Below are 21,124 nucleotides of genomic sequence, written 5' to 3'. Positions count from 1 at the left end.
TGTCCGGGCGGCTCCCGCATAACACCCCAATGGGGGTCCCGGCCCCGCTTGCGCCCGGGGGCGGGGGGGCCCCGGCGGGCCCCCCCCCCCCCCCCCCCCCCCCCCCCCGGGGGGGGGGGGGCCCCGGGGCCCCCCCGCCTCCAGTCCGTCAGTCGTCCTCGTGCGCAGCCAGGGTGGCGAGCACGAGCTTCGCGATCCGCCGTTGACCGGAGTCGTTCGGGTGGATGCCGTCCGTCGAGTAGATCCCCGTGCCGGAGTGGTCGGCCTGCGGGAGAGCGTCCGCCAGGCCGACGAAGGCAGCGCCACCCTTCGCTGCGGCGTTCTCGATCTCGGCGAGGTAGGTCGACCACGGGCTCCCCATGCCGTCCGTCATGCTCGAGGCCGGGTCGAATTCACCGATCACGAGCAGCGAGGGTTTCGTGGGGAGTGCCGCGAGCGCCTTCAGGAACGCCACGTACTGCGTCCCGAGTTCCTCGGGGGTGAGCTTCGACGCGTCGTTGCCACCCAGCGTGATCGTGATGAGGTCCGGGGCAGCACGACGCATCGCTGTCAGGAAGCCCTTCTGGTCCTCGGTGAACGTCGCGATCGTCGCTCCGGAGTGGGCGGAGTCGTAGCGGTGGATGCCCTTGGCCCGGTCGCCGTCGAAGATCGTGAACCCCAGCAGGGAGAACGGCGAGACAGCGGTGACGGTCACCGTGTGCTCGCCGCTCGACAACCCGTCCACCGTCGTCGTCGTGCCGGTGCTGGCATTCCCCGTCGTGGTGACGGTCTCCGGTGCGGATCCGTCGACGCTGTAGGTGAAGTCGCCGGACCCGGGGTAGCGCGCCCACCAGATGTCGATCCCGGTGCCCGTGAAGGCATAGGTGCGCGAAGCGCCTGCCTGCATCGCGACCGATCGGTAGCCGAGGTCGGGTGCGGTGGCGTCGAACTGGCTCGAGCCCGTGCTCGCCGTCGCCCAGTCACCCCATGTCGAGTCCGGGCCGTACACGGCGAACTGTGCCGGGAGGTACCCGGCGCCACCGGTGACACCGTCCGTCGGGTGCTGCGTGCGGAGCCCGTCGAGCGTGAGGTCCATCCACCGGGTGGAGCGGGCGGAGGCACCCTGCCCCTCGGTGATCGAGTCTCCCAGGGCGACCCAGTTCGCGGGTTCATCGGCCCGGTCGGCCACGGCCGCGTTCCAGGTGGCGAGGGGATCGGCGGCCTTCGGGGCCGTCTGCGTGGAGCACCCCGACACGACGATCGCCAGGAGGGCGACGGCCACGCCGGCCACGACCCGGGCTCCCCCTCGACGCCGTCCACGAACAGTGCTCCCCAGTGGGCCGTTCACGTTGCCTCCCGTGCGTTGGGGTGTGGACCGCGACCGAGCGCCGGGTCGGGCAATGCTACGCGCCCCGCTCGCGGAGCTCGAGACCGGACGACTACGGGAGCACCTGCTGGAACACCGCGACGGCCCGACCGATCCCGACGATGATGCCGATGACGTACACGGCGATGCTGATCCACAGCGGCCACATGGGCCGTCCGGGTGCGACCTTGCGGACGACCACGTACCGGCCGATGACGTAGACGATCGGCGACAGGAACGCCCACGGCCACGAGAACGGCCGGATGACACCCCGGCGGCCGAGGACCCGGTGGTCGAAGAACGCGAGCACGACGTTCGCGGCGTACAGGAGCACGGAGAACGCCTGCAGCAGGAAGTACCCGGCGGTGTAGATCGAGGTCGGGTCCACCGTCCGGACGCCTCCCGGACCGACGCCGTACCGGACCTGCGGCTCGTAGAGGAAGGTGACGGGGAGGGAGAGCAGCGGGAGCAGCGCGAGGACCCAGACGAACCAGGTGTCCGTCGGCACCTGGTCGGGGAGCCGCGGACGCGGCAGCTGCGAGATCGGTGGGCCGACCTGCGCGGTCCACTGGGTGCCGTCCCACCACCGGGTGGCGTGCTGACCTGACGGATCGGGGTACCAGCCTGGCGGCGTCGGTGACGACACGGTGCGCTCCTCGGAGTTCGACGGGAGCGTCAGCCCCCGTGCCGACCGTAGTGCAGCACGGCGGTGACCGCCGCGAACCACGGCATGACGGATGGCTCAGGTCCTGGTCACACCTCGGCGCGCGACCGAACCGCTTCGTCCGGAGCGACGTCCTGCTGCACCGCGAACTGCGTCCGGTGCAGTTCCTCGTAGCGCCCGCCCGCCGCGAGCAGCTCCTCGTGCGTCCCGCGCTCCACGATCGAGCCGTCCTCGACGACGAGGATCTGGTCCGCGCTCCGGATGGTCGACAAGCGGTGCGCGATCACCATCGCCGTCCGTCCCTCGAGCGCCTCGCTCAGCGCAGCCTGGACGGCAGCCTCCGACGTGGAGTCGAGTGCCGCCGTGGCCTCGTCGAGGATGACCACCCGTGGCTGGGCGAGCAGGAGCCTCGCGATCGTCATCCGCTGCCGCTCGCCGCCGGACAGCCGGTAGCCGCGCTCCCCCACCATCGTGTCGAGCTGGTCCGGCAGGGACCGGATCAGCGTCTCGAGGCGCGCGCGGCGGACCGCGTCCCACACCTCGTCGTCGGAGGCGTCGGGCCGCGCGAGTCGCAGGTTCGAGCGGATGGTCTCGTGGAACAGGTGCCCGTCCTGCGTCACCATGCCCATCGTGTGGCGCAGGGACTCGAAGGTCACGTCACGGACGTCCTCGCCGGCGAGCCGGACGGCGCCCTGGTCGACGTCGTAGAGCCGCGAGAGCAACTGCGCGATCGTGGACTTGCCCGCGCCCGAGGTCCCGACGAGCGCCACGGTCTGGCCGGGCTCGATCCGGAACGAGATGCCGTGCAGGACCTCGTCCCCGCCGCGGGTGTCGAGCGTGGAGACCTCCTCGAGCGAGGCCAGCGACACCCGGTCGGCGGAGGGGTAGGCGAACCGGACGTCGTCGAACTCCACCGCGACCGGACCGTCCGGCACGGTCACGGCACCGGGCTTCTCCTGGATGAGCGGTTCGAGGTCGAGCACCTCGAACACCCGCTCGAAGCTGACGACCGCGCTCATGATCTCGACGCGGGCGTTCGCGAGGCTGGTCAGCGGCACGTACAACCGGGTGAGCAGGAGCGCGAGCGTGACCACGTCACCGGTGTTCAGCTGGCCGCCGAGCGCGAGGACCCCGCCGAGGCCGTACACGAGGGCGAGGGCGAGGGCCGCGACGAGCGTCAGGGCGGTGACGAAGACGAACTGCAGCATCGCGGTGCGCACACCGATGTCCCGGACGCGCGCCGCACGGACGCGGAACTCCTCGGACTCCTCCTCCGGCCGACCGAAGAGCTTCACGAGGGTGGCTCCGGGTGCGGAGAAGCGCTCGGTCATCTGCGTGCTCATCGCCGAGTTGTGGTCGGCGGCCTCGCGACGCAGGGCCGCGAGTCGACCGCCCATGCGGCGGGCGGGCACGAGGAACACCGGCAGCATGAGCACCGCGATCACCGTCACGAGCCAGGACGTGCTGAGCATCACGGCGAGCGTGAGGACGAGGGCAACGAGGTTCGTGACCACGCCGGACAGCGTGCCGCTGAACGCCTGCTGCGCCCCGATCACGTCGTTGTTGAGGCGGCTGACGAGCGCGCCCGTGCGGGTCCGGGTGAAGAAGGCGATCGGCATCTTCTGCACGTGGTCGAACACCGCGGTACGCAGGTCGAGGATCACCCCTTCACCGATGCGGGCGGAGTACCACCGGGTCGCGAGCGACGAGGCAGCGTCGGCCACGGCGACGACGGCGATGACCACCGCGAGCCAGACGATCGTGCCGACCGCGCCACGAGCGGCGATGACGTCGACCACCTGGCCGGCGAGCACCGGAGTCGCGACCGCGAGGAACGCGCCGACGATCGAGAGCGCGATGAAGACCACGAGCTTGGCGCGGTACGGCGTCGCGAACGTCATGATGCGCCGGAGCGACTCGCGGGAGATCCCGTTCCTGCCGTCCTTGGCGGTGGAGATCTTGTAGAGCGAGCTCCAGGCCGCGCCTTCCATGCTCATGGCAGTTCCCTCCGCACCGCGGAGTCGACGCGGGCCGGCAGCCAGGATACGGCGGTCCGGTGCGCCCCGCGCCGCCCGCGGTAGCGTGCAGGGATGGACAGCGAGGTCGCGTCGCCGGACGTGTGGTCCGGGACGATGCTCGTCACTCGAGGTGGGAGACCGATCGAGCGGCACGCTGTCGGGCGGACCGCCGGCCCGGGCTCGCCTCCGTGCACGCCGGGGACTCGGTTCCAAGCCGGGTCGATCAGCAAGCAAGTGATGTCGGTGGTCGCGCTGAGGCTCGTCGACACGGGACGCATCGGACTCCACGAACCGATCGCCGCGCACCTCCCGCACCTCCCGCGCGACTTGCGGAACGTCACCCTGCACCACCTTCTCAGCCACACGTCCGGTCTCGGTCACTGGGGCGACCTCGAGGGGTTGCCACCTGTGCTCGAAGTGCCGCCGACGCGCGACGAGCTCCTCCGCCTGACCGTTCGCAGCCGGCCGGAGGATCCGCCCGGACGCCGTTGGCGCTACAGCGGGCCCGGGTTCCTCTTGGTCGCCCGGGTCATCGAAGCCGTGACGGACGCCCCCTACGCCGATGCCGTCGACGAAGCGGTCCTGGACCCTGTCGGGATGCGCCACACGACCTCGGGGCTGTTCGCGGTGCCCGGCGCAGCGGTGGGCCACTCCGACGGGGTACCCATCACGGTCGAACCTGCGTTCACGGATCTGCCCGGCACCGGGGACCTGTGGACGACGACGGACGACCTGGCGCGATTCGGTCACGCGCTCCGGACCGGCGCGCTCCTCAGCCCGGAACTGACGACAGCGATGACGTCACCGCAGGTCCAGCTCGATCGGCCTGATCCGTCCGGTGTGGAACTCTCCGCGACCGCCTACGGGTACGGAACGTTCACGGGTCGGGTCCTCGGTGTCGACGGGTGGTTCGTACCCGGCGACAATCCCGGGTTCCAGTCGGTGCTCGCCCACGTGCCGACGTGGGACGTCGACGTCGCAGTGCTCAGCAATGAGTCGAACGGGGTCGGGCCCGCGCTCGACCGACTCCGCCGGAGCCCGGGTCGATGACCGACGTGCGGGAGATCCTGCTGACGGAACTGCGTGGACAGCGGCGTCGCGTGATTGCGACGCTCTCCGGACTGCCGGACGAGACATTGGTGCGATCCAGGCTCCCGTCAGGTTGGTCGCCGCTCGGGATGGTCCGCCACCTCACCTACGACGTGGAGCACTTCTGGTTCCAGTGCGTCGTCGCTGACGTCGCGATCGACCTGCCGACGGACGACGAGGTCTGGCATCCGGACGTCTGGCCTGATGCTCGCGCCGTCGTCGAGGCGTACGAAGCGGCGGGCGCACGTTCGGACGCCGTCATCGAGTCCACGCCGCTCGATGCGCTCCCCTCAGACCAGGCACGGGCGACCTACCCGGGGGCGCCGAACCGGAACCTCATGGCCACGATGGTGCACGTGATCACCGAGACCGCCACGCACGCCGGCCACCTCGACATCGACCGCGAGTTGATCGACGGACACCAGCACCTCGTCCTCACTGAGTTCACGACGCAATCGGCTCGGCGCACGCAGCGCCGACCTGGCAACGTGACCAGGGATTGACGGGAGGCGCGGCTCCATCCGGCACCGCGCCTCCCGTCCGTCGCGTGGTCAGCTGAGCGGCTCGACGCCGTAGCTCGTGACCACCGTCCGCAACTCGTCCAGGTACGCCTGCGCCTGCACGGTGAGGGGAACCGAGGCGTGCGCGATCCACCCGATCTCGATGCGCTCGTCGACGTCGAGCGGGATGGCGACGATCTCGGGGTCGAGGTCGTCGCTGATGAGCCCGGTCGAGATCGTGTACCCGCCGAGGCCGATCATGAGGTTGAAGATCGTCGCCCGGTCCGAGACCCGGATCTCGCGCTTGCTCGACATCGTCGACAGGATCTCCTCCGCCAGGTAGAAGGAGTTGTTCGCACCCTGGTCGAACGTGAGTCGGGGCAGGTCGGCGAGGTCGGCGAGGGTCGCCCGCTCCCGCGACGCGATCGGGTTCCGCCGGGACACGAAGATGTGCGGCTGGGCGACGAACAGCGAGGTGAACACGACGCCGGCGTCCCGCAGCAGTTTGCCGAGGACCTGCTTGTTGAAGTCGTTGCGGTAGAGGATGCCGACCTCGCTCCGCAGGGTGCGGACGTCCTCGATGATGTCCCAGGTGCGGGTCTCGCGGAGCGAGAACTCGTACTCGTCCGCGGCCGCCGCCTCGACCATCCGGACGAAGGCCTCGACGGCGAACGAGTAGTGCTGCGCCGACACCCCGAGCAACCGACGCGACGCCTGCCGCCCGACGTACCGCTGCTCGAGCAGGGAGACCTGCTCGACGACCTGCCGGGCGTACCCGAGGAACTCGACGCCGTCGACGGTGAGCACGACGCCTCGGGCCGAACGGGTGAAGAGCGGGCGACCGATCCGTGTCTCGAGGTCCTTCATCGCCGCGGACATGGTCGGCTGCGACACGTAGAGCAGATCGGCCGCGGCGCTCATCGAGCCCTCGGTCGCGACCTCGATGAAGTACCGGAGCTGCTGCAGGGTGATGTCGTTCGAGACCCGGGTCATAGGCAGAGGCTATACGACCGCATAGTGTCTCGGTATTACCTGATGGCCTCGGGATCCCGCCATGATCGATGCATCATGGCGAGCGAGATCACCTTCAGCATCACCCGGACCCGGTTCGACGAGGACTACTCCCCGTCGGACAGCTCCCGGCTGACCACGAACTTCGCCAACCTGGCGCGCGGCGAGCGCCGGCAGGAGAACCTCCGTGCTGCGCTGGCGATGATCGACGAGCGCGCGAACGAGCTCTCAGCTGCCGGTGATCGCTACCGCCTGCAGCTCGACATCGTCTCGGCCGCACTGCAGTTCTCCGACGGTGGATCGGACGCCGAGTTCCCGCTGCTCGAGATGCTCGACGTCACGATCGTCGACCAGCACACCGGCGAGCACCACCACGGCATCCTCGGCAACAACTTCTCGTCGTACCTGCGCGACTACGACTTCTCGGTGCTGCTGCCGTCGTCCGAGGGCCTGCCGTCCGACTTCGGTGTGCTGCACGGGGCGCTCTTCCAGCGGTTCCTTTCGTCGTCGGCATTCCACGACGGGTTCGCCGCCGAGCCCGTCGTCTGCATCAGCGTCTCGACGAGCCAGACCTACCGCCGGACCGGGTACGTCCACCCCGTCCTCGGCGCCGAGTACGAGCACGAGCACTCCTCGCTCACCGACGACTACTTCGGCCGGATGGGCATGCGGGTCCGGTACTTCCAGCCCGCCGGAGCGTCGGCCCCGCTCGCGTTCTACACGCGCGGCGACCTGACCGGTGACTACACGGACCTGCAGCTCATCGGGACGATCGCCACCATGGAGACGTTCCAGAAGATCTACCGCCCGGAGATCTACGCCGCGAACACCCCGGCCGGCAGCACGTACCGCCCCACCCTCGACCACACCGACTTCACGCCCACCCCGGTCACCTACGACCGCGGGGAGCGCAGCCGCCTCGGGATCACCCAGGGCCGGTGGACCGAGGAGCACCTCGTGACGCCACACCGCGCACTCCTCTCGCAGTTCGCTGCCGAGCCCGTCCCCGCCCGCTGACCGTCTGGACCGTCACCTCCATGAGTTCTCTCCTCCCCACCGCGATCGTCGGCAGCCTGCCGAAGCCGTCCTGGCTCGCCGAGCCCGAGCGCCTCTGGTCCCCCTGGCAGCTCGACGGCGCCGCCCTGACCGAGGGCAAGCAGGACGCACTCCGATCCGCCGTGCACGAGCAGGAGCACCGCGGGATCGACATCGTCAGCGATGGCGAGCAGACCCGCCAGCACTTCGTCACGACGTTCGTCGAGCACCTCGAGGGCATCGACCAGGAGCGCAAGGAGACCGTCCGGATCCGCGACCGCTACGACGCTGCCGTCCCCACGGTCGTCGGCGCCGTGAGTCGCCCCGCCCCGGTGTTCGTCGACGACGCCAAGTTCCTCCGCGCGCAGACCGACCGGCCGATCAAGTGGGCGCTGCCCGGCCCGATGACCATGATCGACACGCTCTCCGACCAGCACTACAAGTCTCGCGAGAAGCTGGCGTGGGAGTTCGCCACCATCCTCAACCAGGAAGCGCGGGAGCTCGAAGCCGCCGGCGTCGACATCATCCAGTTCGACGAGCCCGCCTTCACCGTGTTCCACGACGAGGTGCAGGACTGGGGCGTCGCCGCGCTCGAACGCGCCACCGAGGGCCTCCGTGCCGAGACCGCCGTGCACATCTGCTACGGGTACGGCATCGAGGCGAACAACAAGTGGAAGGAGACGCTCGGGGCGGAGTGGCGGCAGTACGAGCAGTCGTTCCCGCTCCTGCAGCAGTCGTCGATCGACATCGTGTCGCTCGAGTGCATCCACTCCCACGTGCCGCTCGACCTCGTGGAGCTCATCCGGGGGAAGAAGGTCATGCTCGGGGCGGTCGACGTCGCGACCGAGGTCGTCGAGACCCCGGACGAGGTCGCGGAGGTGCTGCGGCGGGCGCTCGAGTTCGTGGATGCGGACAAGCTCATCCCCAGCTCGAACTGCGGGATGGCGCCGCTGGCGCGGGGTGCGGCGCTCGGGAAGCTCAGTGCGCTGTCCGCTGGTGCGGACATCGTGCGGGCGGAGCTCGTCGGCACGGCGGTCCCGTCGGCTCGCTGACCGCTTCGAGACACCACGGCGGCTCTCTTCCGGAAGGAGGAGAGCCGCCGTTCGTGTTGTTGCGTCCGCCGCGTGCGCCTAGCATCTCCGGCCCCATCGATGCGTCGGTACTTCACATTGACGTTTTACGTTTCGTCGGACAAGATAGGGCCGCTGCGACCCGCAGCTCTGGAAGATCCGGCAACGACGCCGAGACAAGGGGAATCCACATGACCAAGCGCGCCTTCACCATGGCCGCCGGGATGCTCGTCACCACCGCACTGCTCTGCGGTCCGATCGCCACCACAGCAGCAGCCGCCGCTGCGCCGGTCGGCCTCTCCTCTGCACAGCAGACCGTGGGAATCAACGGCTGGTCCGCGGAAGACTGGAGGGAGATCGCGGAGCGGGCCCGTGCAGCTGGCGACCTCGAAGGTGCGGACGTGTCGATCCGGATGGCTGAGCGCGTCGATGTCGGAGGCGCCACCGCAGGATCCGGTGCCCGGAACATCTGGACGACGATCGCGAAGAAGGCCGTCATCCAGGCGCTGCGCTACGGGGTGAACAAGCTTCCGGCCAAGATCCGTCCGTACGTCAACAGGATCATCAACGTTGTTGAGGAGATCGACCAGTTCCAGCAGGGCGCAGTCGTGCTCGCGCTCACGAAGGCGGGTGTGCCCTACGACGTCGCAGTCACCGCCGCTCAGTGGATCGTCATCTTCGTCGGCCTCTGATGCACTCGCCACGCGACGACGACTCCCGGCTCGGCGTTCTCGACGGGTTGCAGATCCTCGGCCTCCTGCTTGCAGCGTTGCTCTTCGCGGCGCTTCCGCTTGCAGTGGGCGTCGTCATCGCGTGCGCGGTGCCCGGCCTCGGCGGCCTCCGTACCGGCCTGAGCTCCATTGCGGTGCTCGGGTTGCTGATCGCGATCGTCATCCTCGCGGTGGTCATCGGTGAGCGGCCGCTCCGGTGGACAGCGGTCTTGGTGCCGGGCCGTCCCCGCTTGCAGCGTCCGATCGCGGAGCTGGTGGTGTTCTTCCTGCTGATGGCCGCCCTTCTCCTTCCGCTCGAGAGCCCACTCGGCGCGCTGACAGCGGCGGCCATCGCGTGCGGTGGGTACCGCTGCCTCGATCCACTCCTGCTACGACTCGAGGCGCGTCGTGCCCGGGAGTGACGGCAGCTGCCCGGGCGGACACGGAACCCCTTGCTCATCGCAGCAGTCGGGGACTCGCCCGTGGCACCAGCAACGTGGTGGGCACTCCTGGCAGGCCCGGGGTGCGGTCATCGTGTTCGTGTGCCTGGCGTACGGTGCAGCGTGGGTGCTGCTCTGGCCAGCGATCCGGGCGAGCGCGGATCTCTCGAATCCCGTCGGAAGCCCCGGCGCGTACATCGCGACCGTGGCGATGATGTTCACACCGGGCCTCGCAGCGCTGCTGGTCGCGGTCATCCTCCAGCGTCACCGCGGGAAAGCGCTCCTGGTGGAGCTCGGACTGACTGGATTCTTCACACGTCAGGGCTGGCACTTCGCCGGCGCTGGCATCGCCGGAGCTGCAGTGCTGGTTCTGGGCAGCTGGGGCCTCGGCCTGCTGTTCGGGTGGGTGCACCTCGACCCTGAACGGTCTGTGGCAAGAGACCTCATCGTTCGGCTCACGGGTGAGGAGCCGCCGATGCCGATGGCGCTCCTTGCGCTGCTGCAACTCCTGAACCTCCCCATCGGGATAGCGATCACAGCGATCGCTGCGACGGGCGAGGAGATCGGTTGGCGCGGCTGGCTCCTCCCGAAGCTGCTGCCGCTCGGCACCGGATGGGCCCTCATCCTGAGCGGGGCGATCTGGGGTCTCTGGCACGCCCCCGCGATCCTGCTCGGCCTGAACTACGAACAACGTGACCCGCTCGGGATCGTCATGATGACGATCGGCTGCGTCGGTGCCGGCGTGCTGATCGGCTGGCTCCGGCTTGCGAGCGGATCGCTTCTGCCCTGCGTCCTCGCACACGCGGCGCTCAACAGCTTCGCCACGTACCAGTCGATCCTCTTCCCGCCGTTCGACCAACGCCTTGTCGGGCCGCTCGCCATCACCGGGTGGATAGTCATGACGCTCTTGATCGTGACCGGCGCGTTACGGGCAGCTCGACTTCGGCGGCGACGGGAATCAGAACGCGGCAACCCGTGAGCCGGTGATCACACCGAACCGCTGCACGAAGGCACGGAGCGCCGCGTCCATCGTCGCCATACCCCGGTCCGCTACGTCGTCTTGAACAACGCAACGCCAAGGTCGCGCGTCGCAGTCGGGAACTGATCCGCCCATACCGTCATCGCTTCGTGCAACGCGTCGAGAGCATCGTCTGCCTCGGCGACGAGCAGTCCAGGCTCCGGCGGGACGTAGTCGCTGAGCATGCCGACTGACATCGTCCGAGAACCATCGGGCTGCGCCGTCCACGGGTTCTTCGCCGCGACCCCGCCAGTGATGCTTTGCGGCCGCCATCGGTGAAAGTCCACGCCGCGGCGTGCGTCGAGTGCCTTCCACCGGCTGTCACCGCTGAGCGTGCTGAGGACCGCCACGAGGTCCACAGCTGCGGGCACTCCTGCTTGATCGGCGACGTCGGAGAGTTTCGTGACGACGAACGGGCTGAGGCTCTTCCAGGCGTCCCGTTCCTCCGAGAACGGCGGGAAGCCCTTCGCCGCTGGGAACGCAGCATCCACAAGTGGTCTGATCGGCTTTCCGATCAGCAACGCGCGGAGGGTGATGTTCGCCAGCCCGTGGCTTGCGCTGAGGACGTAGTAGCCGGTCATCTCCGCGAGCGCGCGAGCTCCGAGTGGCCGGCCGATGGAAGTCGCTTTCTCGGTGAGCCATCGGTGCGCGTCGCGGCTACAGGTGAGAGCAAGCCCTAGTTGCTCACCCAGAGCCGCCATATGGCCGACCACCTCAAGAACACGACCGTCTGGCAGTCCGTTGATTGGCCCATGCCCTTCCGAGAACTTCGCCTTGGGCCCCATCTGCTGCCACCGTTGAGAGGTTGCCGCGATGACGTTGTCGCGTTCATCGAACGGTGTGGGTTCACCGGCGAACAGGGTGTGCAGGACGGCGGACGCGACAGTCCTCTCAGAGGCGGGTTCGTCAGTCATCGGATCAGTTCCTCTATTTCGATGGTCGCGGTGTTCGGCATCGTGCGGTGCGGAGTGACAATCACCAGTAGCGTTTCTCTTTCCATTTCCACGGGTCGCCGTGCATGTTGTAGCCGGCGTTCATTCAGACGCCTGGCCGGTCCTCATCTTGTATGACGATGCCGCCACCTGGTCGAAGAACCGCTCGAACGGCGCTCCTCGCCAGGGCATGTCGAGTTCGTCCAGCGGTGGGTGACGAAGTGAGTATCGGCGGAGACGTCTTCGATTCGGCTGCCGAGGGTCGTCCCAGGACCATGACCGACCCCGCTGTCCGCAGTCGCGATCGAACGATCAGTTATCCGGGCTCATCTCTGGTGCCCCTCCGACGGAGAGCACTGGCGAATCCGCGACCGTTGTCTGCCCGGGCGGGACTCGGCTTTCCTCGCGATCGTGGCGGCGGCCGCCGAACCTTCGGGTGGATATCGCAATCATCACTCCTTCTCAAGCGGTCGACGGTACGCAAGGGTGACGCAGTTCGCAGTAACGGCCGCGGGGATGAACCGGTTCGGCCCTAACAGCAGCCTGCCACCGATTCGGCGTCACGTTTCGGGCTGCGACCGGTAGTGATGATCGATGATGGTGCGGACGGCCCGTTGCGACTGTTGGCCCTTAGAACGCAGCGTGGCCAACGACAGCGAGGACGGCAACCCAACAGCCATGATTCCGGCGACGGTGACACCCGCGAACTGGTGGCTCAGGACCGCGGCACCGGCACCCGTCGAGATGTCGACGCCGATCGCCGTCGAGCTTGTGGGGAATCCGTTCCGCCGTGAAAGACCAACGCCGAAGGTGCGGAGACGTTCGACGGCTGAACCGTGCGCAGGTGGCAGTTGCCGGCGGATCGCATGTCGCGAATCCTGAGGTCGACTCCTGACGTCATCCCATCGGACGTGTCGCAACGTTGCACTCTTCCAGCGAATGGCCGCAGCACGGGATACACCGGTCCCTGATTCGGGCGGCAGATGCCCTTGTCACCGGGGACGCCATCGTCACGCACTACGACAGGCAAGCGCGTCGATAGGAGCCGCGGCCGCGTTTGATCCCGTCGTACTTCACCGCGGATCAGGATGGTGCCGTGGGCTCAGCGGAAGCACTGCCACATACCAGCGTTTTCCTCCCCGCCCATGGTCCGGCGGTCCGCCGGGTAGGCCGGCAGTGGTTGCCGTTGCGTTGAACCGCATGTCCCCGTCCGGGGGCATGCCTTCGGGTGCTGGCGCTCCTACACTGAACGTACTCCGCAACGCCCCCCATCCGAGCCCGTCGAACAGGTTAGAACATGCACGTGTCAGCAACCGTCCTCGGACGTGAGTTCGGTCTGTCTGCGCAGGAGATGAACTTCATCCTCAAAGAGGAAGGGTTCCTTTACGGAGAACCGTCTGCGTACGGAGTGACGGAAAAGGGTGCAGAGTTCGCGTCCGAGGAGGACCACCACCGCGGTACCGGCGGCTATAGCCACTACAACCGGTATTGGACGACCCGGAAGTGGGACGAACGCATCGCCGATGAGCTCGTCATCGACGACGAGCGCAAGCGTGAGCTCCGCGACGCGATCGCCACCTCGAAACGAGCCGCGAATGAACTCGACGACAACGAGCCGGAACCCTCCGACGAGCACACGCCCTCAGCCGGCTCCGACGACGATCGGAACCGTGCACTGATCCTCGCCGTCGGTGCCTTACTCGTCGCGGCAGCCGCGATCGGTGTCGTCACAGCCGCCCCGCGGATCCGGCAGTGGTGGGTGGGCACTGCATGTCCTGGCCTGCGACGGCTTCGTCCCGGCACCTCGAAGAAGCCGTCCCAGGACCCCGAAGAGCCAGCGGACGAGCCCTTAACCGACCGGGACTGAATCGGAGACCGCGCGATGGCGCAAGCGCAGGTGCCGCATCACCTGCGTGCTGAACGCCGCGCAGCGCAGACCGCGCTCAGGGCGTGCCATCGGGTAGGAACGCGACCCCGAATTCTTGCACCGTCGTCGTGCCGTCATCCGGGTCGAGTTCGACGTCGACGGTGACGCTAACCCGCGAGCGGGTGGTGGCTTCCAACCACCAGTCGTCATCATCACCGCCGTCGCCGACACTCACTTCCGCGCCGGCGATGTCCCCGAGGTCCGACGCGCGAATTCGCCCGCGGAACACCACTGTTGCGTGGGCGACACACGTAGCCCACTCGCCGTCTCCGATGCTCTGCACGGCGACGTCCTCGATAGCGGTCACCACTGGATTGTGCAGCAACGAGGGTGGTGCGGCGATGGAACGCGTAAACGGTCCGAACGGTTGAGACGTCCCCCACGGAGCATGCGCGAGCGCCTGCGTGAAGGAGACCACCGCGGACGTGAGCGCCGCCTCCCGTTCACTGATGACGTGCCGCAATCGGCGCAGTTCAATCGTCGCGTGCTGCAGATCTGGCTGCGTGTGCACACGGCTGCGCTCAATTCCCCACGCGTCGAGATCGTCGAGGAGATCAGGATGTAGGGACTGCTTGTCGTTGGCGAGGAAGCCGCCATCGTTCGTGAGGATGACGATGTGGTCTTCCGAGAGCACGTCGAAATGCTCGACCATGCTGAACCAGATCATGGCGTCCCGGAACCCGACACTGCCCGCGCTCTTGTCGAGGAACGGCCGACGACGGTCCAACTCACGGGCGACGAGGTCTTCGGCGAGAACCGTTGCTTGATCCAGGACCGTCACCGCCGGATGGGCAAGCAGCAGCCCGAGCGCTGTTTCCGCTTCACCGATGACCGCGTCCGTGTACTCGTTGATGGCAGCGCGAACAGCGTCACCGTTCACGTTGGACTGCGCGTCGGAGCGTCGGAATGCGCTCTTCAGCTGCCGGGTCCGTTCCGCTGCTGCCTCACGCGCTTGCCGCAGCGTTTCGGCGAGCACCGTCGGCGGGAGGAACAGTTGCACGTCCCCACCGTCGAGTGCTTCGAGGAACTCCGCACTGTACGGCCGGCGTAGAAACCGGTCGGCGAAGAACGCGTTGCTGTCCGGGTAGATGGCGATCCGCACCGCTGAACACTACCGCCGTTCCGGCACAGCGACGGTCCGGGGCGCCATCCGCGAGCGAACGGAGCAACCACGACCGTGACGGTCGAACCTGCGACCGCAATCACGGGTCGCTGCCCAGTGGCGCGGTGAATAGCAGCAAAGTTGGACCGCCCCTCGGACTCTCAACGCGAAACGACCCGCCGAGATTCGTCGCCCGCTCCCGGAGCCGTCCGGGCCGCTACCGGTTATCCGTAGCGCCCCGCCAACACCATCGTCGATGACCACCAGCCAGACCTCCCTCTCGGCATCCCCAGCGGTGACTGCGAGGCTGCACGCGCCAGGGTATTTTGACGCGTCCGCTAACACTTCGCTGACAATGAAGGACGCCGCGGTTTCCACGCGTCGGTGCGGACGGACGAACAGGCTGATGAATACTGCACCTGCATCATGACCGGGAAGCCCGTGTCTTCGACGCCGGCTCACCGCAACTCACCGCGGCTGTCACGGCCACCCCCCGCGGCGTACCCCACAGGCATACGCGAAATCCCGCCACCGTCACAGGTGAATGCTGAACGCAGGCCAGGTCTACTTGACTCGTGCTTCCTGGACCGTTCGTCACTGCGTGCGCTTGCCTCCGGCAGTGCTTCCTTTCCTCCGGTCCGGTAGATTCGCTTCGTGGCGGATTACGACTTCCGGGGGCTGTCTCCAATCGACTTTGAGGCGCTCATCCGCGATCTGCTCAACGCGGAGGCAGGTCGCGTGTTCACGACGTTCGCTGTCGGTCGCGACGGCGGAATCGACTGTCGCAGCGTCCTAGGAGCGGACGTCATCGTCGCGCAGTGTAAACATCGCCCTGACGCATCCCGGGCGACGATGGCGGCCGCGGCGGCAAAGGAGCTCCTGAAGGCGCAGAATCCGGGGTTCACTAAGCCGGGCCAGGAATTGACGGGCTACTACTTCGCGACCTCCGCTGATCTCAGCCCGGACGGGGTGGACGAGGTTGCTGCCGCTCTCGGACAGCTCGTTCCGGACAGCAGCTATGTGTGGACGCGAGGTCGCATCAACACTGCGCTGGTGTCTGCTCCCCAGGTTGAACGCCACCACTTCAAACTGTGGCTCAACAGCGCGGAGGTGTTCGAACGCATCGTCGGCTCCGGCGAATGGGAACGCAACGAAGCGTTCATGCAAGGTGTGCGCGAGCATGTCCGCGTCTGGGTGCATACGCCCGTGTATGGCGTGGCATACGATGCGCTGCGCGAGCATCACGTGGTCATGGTCGCCGGTCCACCCGGCGTTGGGAAGAGCACTCTTGCGGAGATGCTGCTGATCAATCATTGGGCGGCTGGATACAAGGTCGTCCAGCTCACTTCGGACGTTGCGCAGGCATGGCGGCACCTCCGCGATCCGGAGGAAAAGGTCGTGTTCTACTACGACGACTTCCTCGGCCAGAACGCCACTGTCGAACTCGGTAAGAACGAAAGCAGCGAGCTCGGGCAGCTGATCCGAACGCTGCAGCGCTCCCCATCACGGAACGCGTTGCTGGTGATGACCACGCGCGAGCAGGTGCTCAACACGGCACTGCATAGCGGGGACGACCGTGTGGCTCGCGCGCTCGAGTCTCAGACGCCTGTGCGTGTGCGGCTGTCGGAGATCACCCGCAGCCAACGTGCGCAGATGCTCGTCAACCATCTCTATGTCTCGTATGAAGGCTCTGACGTGCTTCCTGGCTTCGCCGACGACCTCCGCTATCGCGACGTCGTGGATCACCCAGGCTTCAACCCGCGGCTGCTGGAGTCGGTGCTGCTGCAACGTCCTTCGACGGTCGACGATCTGTACACGTTGCTTCTTGATGCGCTGAACCATCCGGACTCCATCTGGTCGGGGAGCTTCAAGCAGCTGTCCGGATTGGCGTTCCGGATTGTGTTGCATCTTGCCATCGACCCAAGCCGGTCGCTGCCGGAACGCTCCCTGTCACGGTTGATGTCCGCTGAAGACGATCCGCGGGACTACACGCCTGCTCTCCGTATGCTTGAGGGGACGTGGATCCGGATAGCGACGCTCGGCAACGAGACGCATATTGCTTTGTTTGATGCGAGTCGCCGAGATTTCCTCCTCGATCGTCTCAAGGAACCGGCGCTGTTCGCTTCGGCACTCCAGCACGCGTCATCACTTCGCCAGATCGAGTACATGCTCCGACAACGGTCACGTGATGACGGAAACGGACTCAACGAGGACGAAACGACGGCCGTTGAGCAAAGGACCGTCGCGCTGCTCAGTGAAGCCTCGACGACGGCGGAGCAGGCGGAGCGGACCAGACCTGGGCCGCGGATCGACTGTATGACCGTTGAGGAACGCTTGGACGCGCTGGTTGCTGTCGCGGGGATCCTGAAATTGTTGTCGTCATCTGTCTCATCTGCTCTACCGGACGCGTTCAAGGAGGCGTTGGAGTTCCTCGACGGCGAGCTCGAGCCGCTTGATAACCCGACACCCGCGGCCGCGTTCGAATTGGCCACGCTGCTTGACGGAATTGACGAGGAGTGGTCGCAGGAACGCGCCGAGGTAGCCGCCACAATCGGTGCCTTAGCTGTGTCAACCACCGACGACCTCCGTGAATTCTCGTACCTGGACTTCCAGCTTCGACGGCGCATCGACTCTATTCACATCACTTCCGCGGTCGTCGATGCGGTGCAAGACGAACTGAATGCGATTCCGTGGGCGTGGGGGTCACCGACGAGCATGATGGAAGCGCTCGAGGAGCTCGAAAACGTCACCAGCGACCTCGGCATTGACATCGGCAGCGACGCCGACGAGTTGCGAGAACGCATCGCGAAGATGCCGGAACCAGAGGTCGACGACCCGAACAGCGACGTGCGTCGCCTCCCGAACTCCTACGACGGTGACAATTCAAACGTCGCGATCGCGGCACTGTTCGAAATGCTTCGCACAGGCGGGCCGAGCATCGACGGTTGACCGCCGCAGGGTCGGCATCGCCACACCCCGGCCCTCACGACACGCTCGTGTTCGTGCACCGAAGAGCCGCTTGGAGCTCCCGTGACTGCGGTGATACACCGAACGGGAGAGCTTGGCGCTTGACCTTCAATCGCGCGTTTCGCCGGCGTCGAACCGGTCGACGGGAACGGCGCTGAGAGAACCGACGGTGATCGATTTCGCCATGGCCAGCGGCCGACCTCGCGCAGCGGCGAAATCTCCGCACGCCGTCAGCGCTTGTCCGTGCTCAAACCCGTCCATGGCTGTTTGCACGAGAGCGGCGGCTGCGGGCACGCGGACGGCTCTCTCGTACTGTGGCAGCGTCAAACCTGCGGTACCAACCCACAGACCGCCGCACCATTAGACTTTTTGGTCGTGACAACGAGCGACCCCGATCCGCTGCCTATCCGTCGGCTGTATGCCCACTCGCTTGTCGGACTCATCGTTCTTGGCGTGTTCGTCGAGATCGCATTGTTCTCGACGGGACCATGGACCGCAAAGGACTCCCAGGCGGGACGACTCGATTGGATGGCAACATGGGGATGGACGCTCCGCGATGCAACCCCGGAGACGCTCCTGACGTATGTCGCCCTCGCGCTCGTCCTCTACGGCATCTCGCTCGGTGGACAAAGCGCGTTCAAGGACACCGCTGAACGAGCTCGCGTGCGTCGAAGTGTTGGCGTCATGGGCGCAGCGCTCGCCATGTCCGCGATGGCGCTGTGCATCTTCGCGATCGCTGGCACAACCGCCCACTCCAAGCTGATCCCACTCCTGGTCGTCATCGTCCCGACCACAGTGGCAACCTGGACGCTCGGTATCGAGGTGAGCCGTTTCGTTGTATCAGCCCACGGTAAGCAACTCGAGAACGCCCGCGCGCAGCTCAAGTCCGTGGAGGCACGAATAACCGCACTGGGACGGCACGCCCCCATCCGACGTGGGTCGAACCGCCTCGAGCGGCTCCCACTCCCGGACATCTCAATTGCTCTGACCAGCATCGTCCTTCGCGCGGCGGTCATCGGACTGGTCGTCGGCCTGACCGCGACCGCGACCACGACGGCGCCGGCGCCGGCGCTGGACGGCTTCCTCCCGGCAACGCTGATCTCAACAATCTTCAGCGCAGGCGGGTTGATCATGTTCGCGGGGATTACATCCGGCAATCTAGTAATCAAGAGCAAACGCAGTAAGTGGTGGACCAGCACTGTCGCGACCGTGCTATACGTCCTGTTGCTACTCCTCGGGTTTGTCAATCTGCTCACTATCGTCCCAAACGCCGAGCCAGCGACATTGGCTTTCCTGATCTTCGGACTCCTGTCGCCCGTGGGGTTCCGTAGACGGTGGGCCTCGAAGCAACCGTCGGCAGGACGCTGGGCATGGTCCCTTCGAGGAGCACTCGTCGCGTTCGAAGGCAGCTCGCTGTCATACAACAAGAACCAGACAGCGAGGCGCATTGACGAGCTCGAGCGCCTCAAAGTGGACACCAACAGAACTTTCTGGCGCCGCCTCTCCGACGGCATCCGAGAAGCCCTCGAATGATGCATCGACTGGGACTTCGGTCCGCCCCGAAGCCATATCCTGTACGCCGCACTCCCACGCGGTAGTGCATCGTCGGCTCGCCGCGACTTGGTAGGACGAGTACCAGCTCCAGGGGACTCGGGCTCTCCGCGGCGGGCGGTAGTCCTTGCTTCCGGAACCCACGGCTCAGGCGGGGCCGGCCGGCGAAAGCCGAAACCGACGCAACACCGAAGGCAGCCCGGAATGGGAAGATCTGAAGATGCCTACCGCTCCAGCTGCCCCTGAGCTGTTCGACACCCCCGTTGCAACACTGGCGCTACTTGTCGCCTTAGTGAGCCTCTGCGTCGCACTGGTTGCTTTGGCCTGGCAGGTCGCGAAGCACTTCCTCGACGGTGGTCGGGTCCCGCATCATCCGCGACCGACCGAATAGACCGATCACCGATCACATCCAAGAGACGAAGCACCCACCGACGAGCAAACTCGCCCAACGGGTCCTCACTCGCCTGGTCCGGCCAAGGAGCCGGCGCGAGATCCACAGGACGAGGACGGGTAGTCCTAGGCATCACATCCAACCTTCCCCGACACGTGGATCCGAGATCGCTCGACAGTCGGACTGCAGCCCCACTCAGCCCAGCCACACCGCAAAACACCGCACCAGCAGAAATTGGCCAACTCCAAGCGACCATGGCCAACTTCACTTCCGAGTGGCCAACCTCACTCACACGCTCAACGGCCAAGTAGGAGGCAGTCGGGTCAAAGCCAACGGGGCGCCTCCACGAATCAGACCAGACTCAGAAGTCCCAGTCCTCGTCCTCAGTGTTCACAGCCTTGCCGATCACGTACGACGACCCCGACCCCGAGAAGAAGTCGTGGTTCTCGTCGGCGTTCGGCGACAGGGCGGACAGGATGGCCGGGTTCACGTCCGTGATGTTCTTCGGGAACATCGGCTCGTAGCCCAGGTTCATCAGCGCCTTGTTGGCGTTGTAGTGCAGGAACTTCTTGACGTCCTCGGTCAGCCCGACCTCGTCGTAGAGGTCCTGCGTGTACTGCACCTCGTTCTCGTACAGCTCGAACAGGAGCGAGAACGTGTAGTCCTTCAGCTCGTCACGCTCGGCCTGCGTGAGCTGCTCGAGCCCCTTCTGGTACTTGTACCCGATGTAGTACCCGTGAACGGCTTCGTCACGAATGATCAGGCGGATGAGGTCGGCGGTGTTCGTCAGCTTCGCCCGCGACGACCAGTGCATCGGCAGGTAGAACCCGGAGTAGAACAGGAACGACTCGAGCAGCGTCGAAGCGACCTTGCGCTTCAGCGGCTGGTCGCCCTGGTAGTAGTCCATGACGATCTGGGCCTTCTTCTGCAGGTTCGGGTTCTCCTCGGACCAGCGGAAGGCTTCATCGATCTCTGGCGTCGACGCAAGGGTCGAGAAGATCGACGAATAGCTCTTGGCGTGCACCGACTCCATGAACGCGATGTTCGTGTAGACGGCTTCTTCGTGCGGGGTGATCGCGTCGGGGATGAGCGACACGGCGCCGACGGTGCCCTGGATGGTGTCCAGGAGCGTCAGGCCGGTGAAGACGCGCATGGTCAGCTTCTGCTCGGCCGGCGTCAGGGTGTTCCACGACTGCACGTCGTTCGACAGCGGCACCTTCTCGGGCAGCCAGAAGTTGTTGACGAGGCGGTTCCAGACCTCGACGTCCTTGTCGTCCTGGATGCGGTTCCAGTTGATGGCCTGGACCCGATCAATGAGCTTCAGCTTCTCGACCAACGCACGTTTCCTTCAAGA

At 66.5% G+C, this 21,124-nt stretch carries 18 protein-coding genes; 10 read left to right on the top strand and 8 right to left on the bottom strand.

Going from position 1 to position 21,124, the window contains the following annotated elements; genetic code table 11:
• Positions 1–148: 148 nt before the first annotated feature.
• The 3 genes from J2X60_RS17185 to J2X60_RS17175 form a co-directional block, all read right to left on the bottom strand.
• Positions 149–1,270: a GDSL-type esterase/lipase family protein gene (locus tag J2X60_RS17185; RefSeq protein WP_309889220.1), complete on the bottom strand. Its 1,122-nt coding sequence runs from the start codon at positions 1,268–1,270 to the stop codon at positions 149–151.
• 148 nt (positions 1,271–1,418) lie between these two features.
• The gene (locus J2X60_RS17180; RefSeq protein WP_309889218.1) at positions 1,419–1,991 is read right to left on the bottom strand and encodes a DUF2510 domain-containing protein; all 573 of its coding nucleotides are present in this window, start codon (positions 1,989–1,991) and stop codon (positions 1,419–1,421) included.
• 107 nt (positions 1,992–2,098) lie between these two features.
• On the bottom strand, positions 2,099–4,006 hold the full coding sequence (locus J2X60_RS17175) for an ABC transporter ATP-binding protein (protein WP_309889216.1): 1,908 nt from the start codon (positions 4,004–4,006) through the stop codon (positions 2,099–2,101).
• Positions 4,007–4,099: 93 nt separating this feature from the next.
• Here J2X60_RS17175 and J2X60_RS17170 point away from each other — a divergent pair, with 93 nt between their 5' ends.
• A complete protein-coding gene (locus J2X60_RS17170; RefSeq protein WP_309889214.1) occupies positions 4,100–5,077 on the top strand; it encodes a serine hydrolase domain-containing protein in 978 nt (325 codons plus the stop codon).
• Positions 5,074–5,619: a DUF664 domain-containing protein gene (locus J2X60_RS17165; RefSeq protein WP_309889212.1), complete on the top strand. Its 546-nt coding sequence runs from the start codon at positions 5,074–5,076 to the stop codon at positions 5,617–5,619. The genes J2X60_RS17170 and J2X60_RS17165 overlap by 4 nt, the downstream gene beginning before the upstream one ends.
• A 48-nt stretch (positions 5,620–5,667) precedes the next feature.
• Here the strand turns inward: J2X60_RS17165 and J2X60_RS17160 are convergent, their stop codons facing one another.
• Positions 5,668–6,609: a LysR family transcriptional regulator gene (locus tag J2X60_RS17160; protein WP_309889209.1), complete on the bottom strand. Its 942-nt coding sequence runs from the start codon at positions 6,607–6,609 to the stop codon at positions 5,668–5,670.
• Between the two features lie 75 nt (positions 6,610–6,684).
• On the opposite strand from J2X60_RS17160, the gene J2X60_RS17155 reads away from it, so the two are divergent.
• The 5 genes from J2X60_RS17155 (at position 6,685) to J2X60_RS17135 (ending at position 10,861) form a co-directional block, all read left to right on the top strand.
• Positions 6,685–7,644 carry a putative oxygenase MesX gene (locus J2X60_RS17155; protein WP_309889207.1) on the top strand — a complete coding sequence of 320 codons (960 nt, stop codon included), beginning with the start codon at positions 6,685–6,687 and terminating at the stop codon, positions 7,642–7,644.
• Between the two features lie 20 nt (positions 7,645–7,664).
• A complete protein-coding gene (locus J2X60_RS17150) occupies positions 7,665–8,714 on the top strand; it encodes a methionine synthase (protein WP_309889204.1) in 1,050 nt (349 codons plus the stop codon).
• A gap of 209 nt (positions 8,715–8,923) precedes the next feature.
• The gene (locus J2X60_RS17145) at positions 8,924–9,424 is read left to right on the top strand and encodes a hypothetical protein (RefSeq protein WP_309889202.1); all 501 of its coding nucleotides are present in this window, start codon (positions 8,924–8,926) and stop codon (positions 9,422–9,424) included.
• Positions 9,424–9,864 carry a hypothetical protein gene (locus J2X60_RS17140; RefSeq protein ID WP_309889200.1) on the top strand — a complete coding sequence of 147 codons (441 nt, stop codon included), beginning with the start codon at positions 9,424–9,426 and terminating at the stop codon, positions 9,862–9,864. The genes J2X60_RS17145 and J2X60_RS17140 overlap by 1 nt, the downstream gene beginning before the upstream one ends.
• A gap of 145 nt (positions 9,865–10,009) precedes the next feature.
• A complete protein-coding gene (locus J2X60_RS17135; RefSeq protein ID WP_309889194.1) occupies positions 10,010–10,861 on the top strand; it encodes a CPBP family intramembrane glutamic endopeptidase in 852 nt (283 codons plus the stop codon).
• Between the two features lie 71 nt (positions 10,862–10,932).
• Here the strand turns inward: J2X60_RS17135 and J2X60_RS17130 are convergent, their stop codons facing one another.
• Entirely contained in the window at positions 10,933–11,814 is an 882-nt protein-coding gene (locus tag J2X60_RS17130; RefSeq protein WP_309889192.1) for a hypothetical protein, read from the bottom strand.
• A gap of 1,321 nt (positions 11,815–13,135) precedes the next feature.
• Between J2X60_RS17130 and J2X60_RS17125 the strand changes: the two genes are divergently transcribed.
• Positions 13,136–13,699 carry a hypothetical protein gene (locus J2X60_RS17125; protein ID WP_309889190.1) on the top strand — a complete coding sequence of 188 codons (564 nt, stop codon included), beginning with the start codon at positions 13,136–13,138 and terminating at the stop codon, positions 13,697–13,699.
• Between the two features lie 76 nt (positions 13,700–13,775).
• Here the strand turns inward: J2X60_RS17125 and J2X60_RS17120 are convergent, their stop codons facing one another.
• Complete coding sequence (locus J2X60_RS17120; protein WP_309889188.1) at positions 13,776–14,861, bottom strand: PIN domain-containing protein; 1,086 nt, start codon at positions 14,859–14,861, stop codon at positions 13,776–13,778.
• A 654-nt stretch (positions 14,862–15,515) separates the two neighbouring features.
• Here J2X60_RS17120 and J2X60_RS17115 point away from each other — a divergent pair.
• Positions 15,516–17,810, top strand: coding sequence for a hypothetical protein (locus J2X60_RS17115; protein WP_309889186.1), 2,295 nt, complete (start codon positions 15,516–15,518; stop codon positions 17,808–17,810).
• A 126-nt stretch (positions 17,811–17,936) separates the two neighbouring features.
• Here J2X60_RS17115 and J2X60_RS17110 read toward each other — a convergent pair whose 3' ends face one another.
• Positions 17,937–18,122 (bottom strand): hypothetical protein, encoded by a 186-nt coding sequence (locus J2X60_RS17110; protein ID WP_309889184.1) that lies wholly within the window; start codon positions 18,120–18,122, stop codon positions 17,937–17,939.
• A gap of 81 nt (positions 18,123–18,203) precedes the next feature.
• Here J2X60_RS17110 and J2X60_RS17105 point away from each other — a divergent pair, with 81 nt between their 5' ends.
• Positions 18,204–19,361, top strand: coding sequence for a hypothetical protein (locus J2X60_RS17105; RefSeq protein ID WP_309889182.1), 1,158 nt, complete (start codon positions 18,204–18,206; stop codon positions 19,359–19,361).
• Between the two features lie 770 nt (positions 19,362–20,131).
• Here the strand turns inward: J2X60_RS17105 and nrdF are convergent.
• Positions 20,132–21,106 carry a class 1b ribonucleoside-diphosphate reductase subunit beta gene (gene nrdF, locus J2X60_RS17100; RefSeq protein WP_071303048.1) on the bottom strand — a complete coding sequence of 325 codons (975 nt, stop codon included), beginning with the start codon at positions 21,104–21,106 and terminating at the stop codon, positions 20,132–20,134.
• Between the last annotated feature and the right edge of the window lie 18 nt (positions 21,107–21,124).

Source organism: Curtobacterium sp. 320, assembly GCF_031455235.1.
GTDB lineage: Bacteria > Actinomycetota > Actinomycetes > Actinomycetales > Microbacteriaceae > Curtobacterium.
This window is presented reverse-complemented; position numbering and strand designations above follow the sequence as displayed.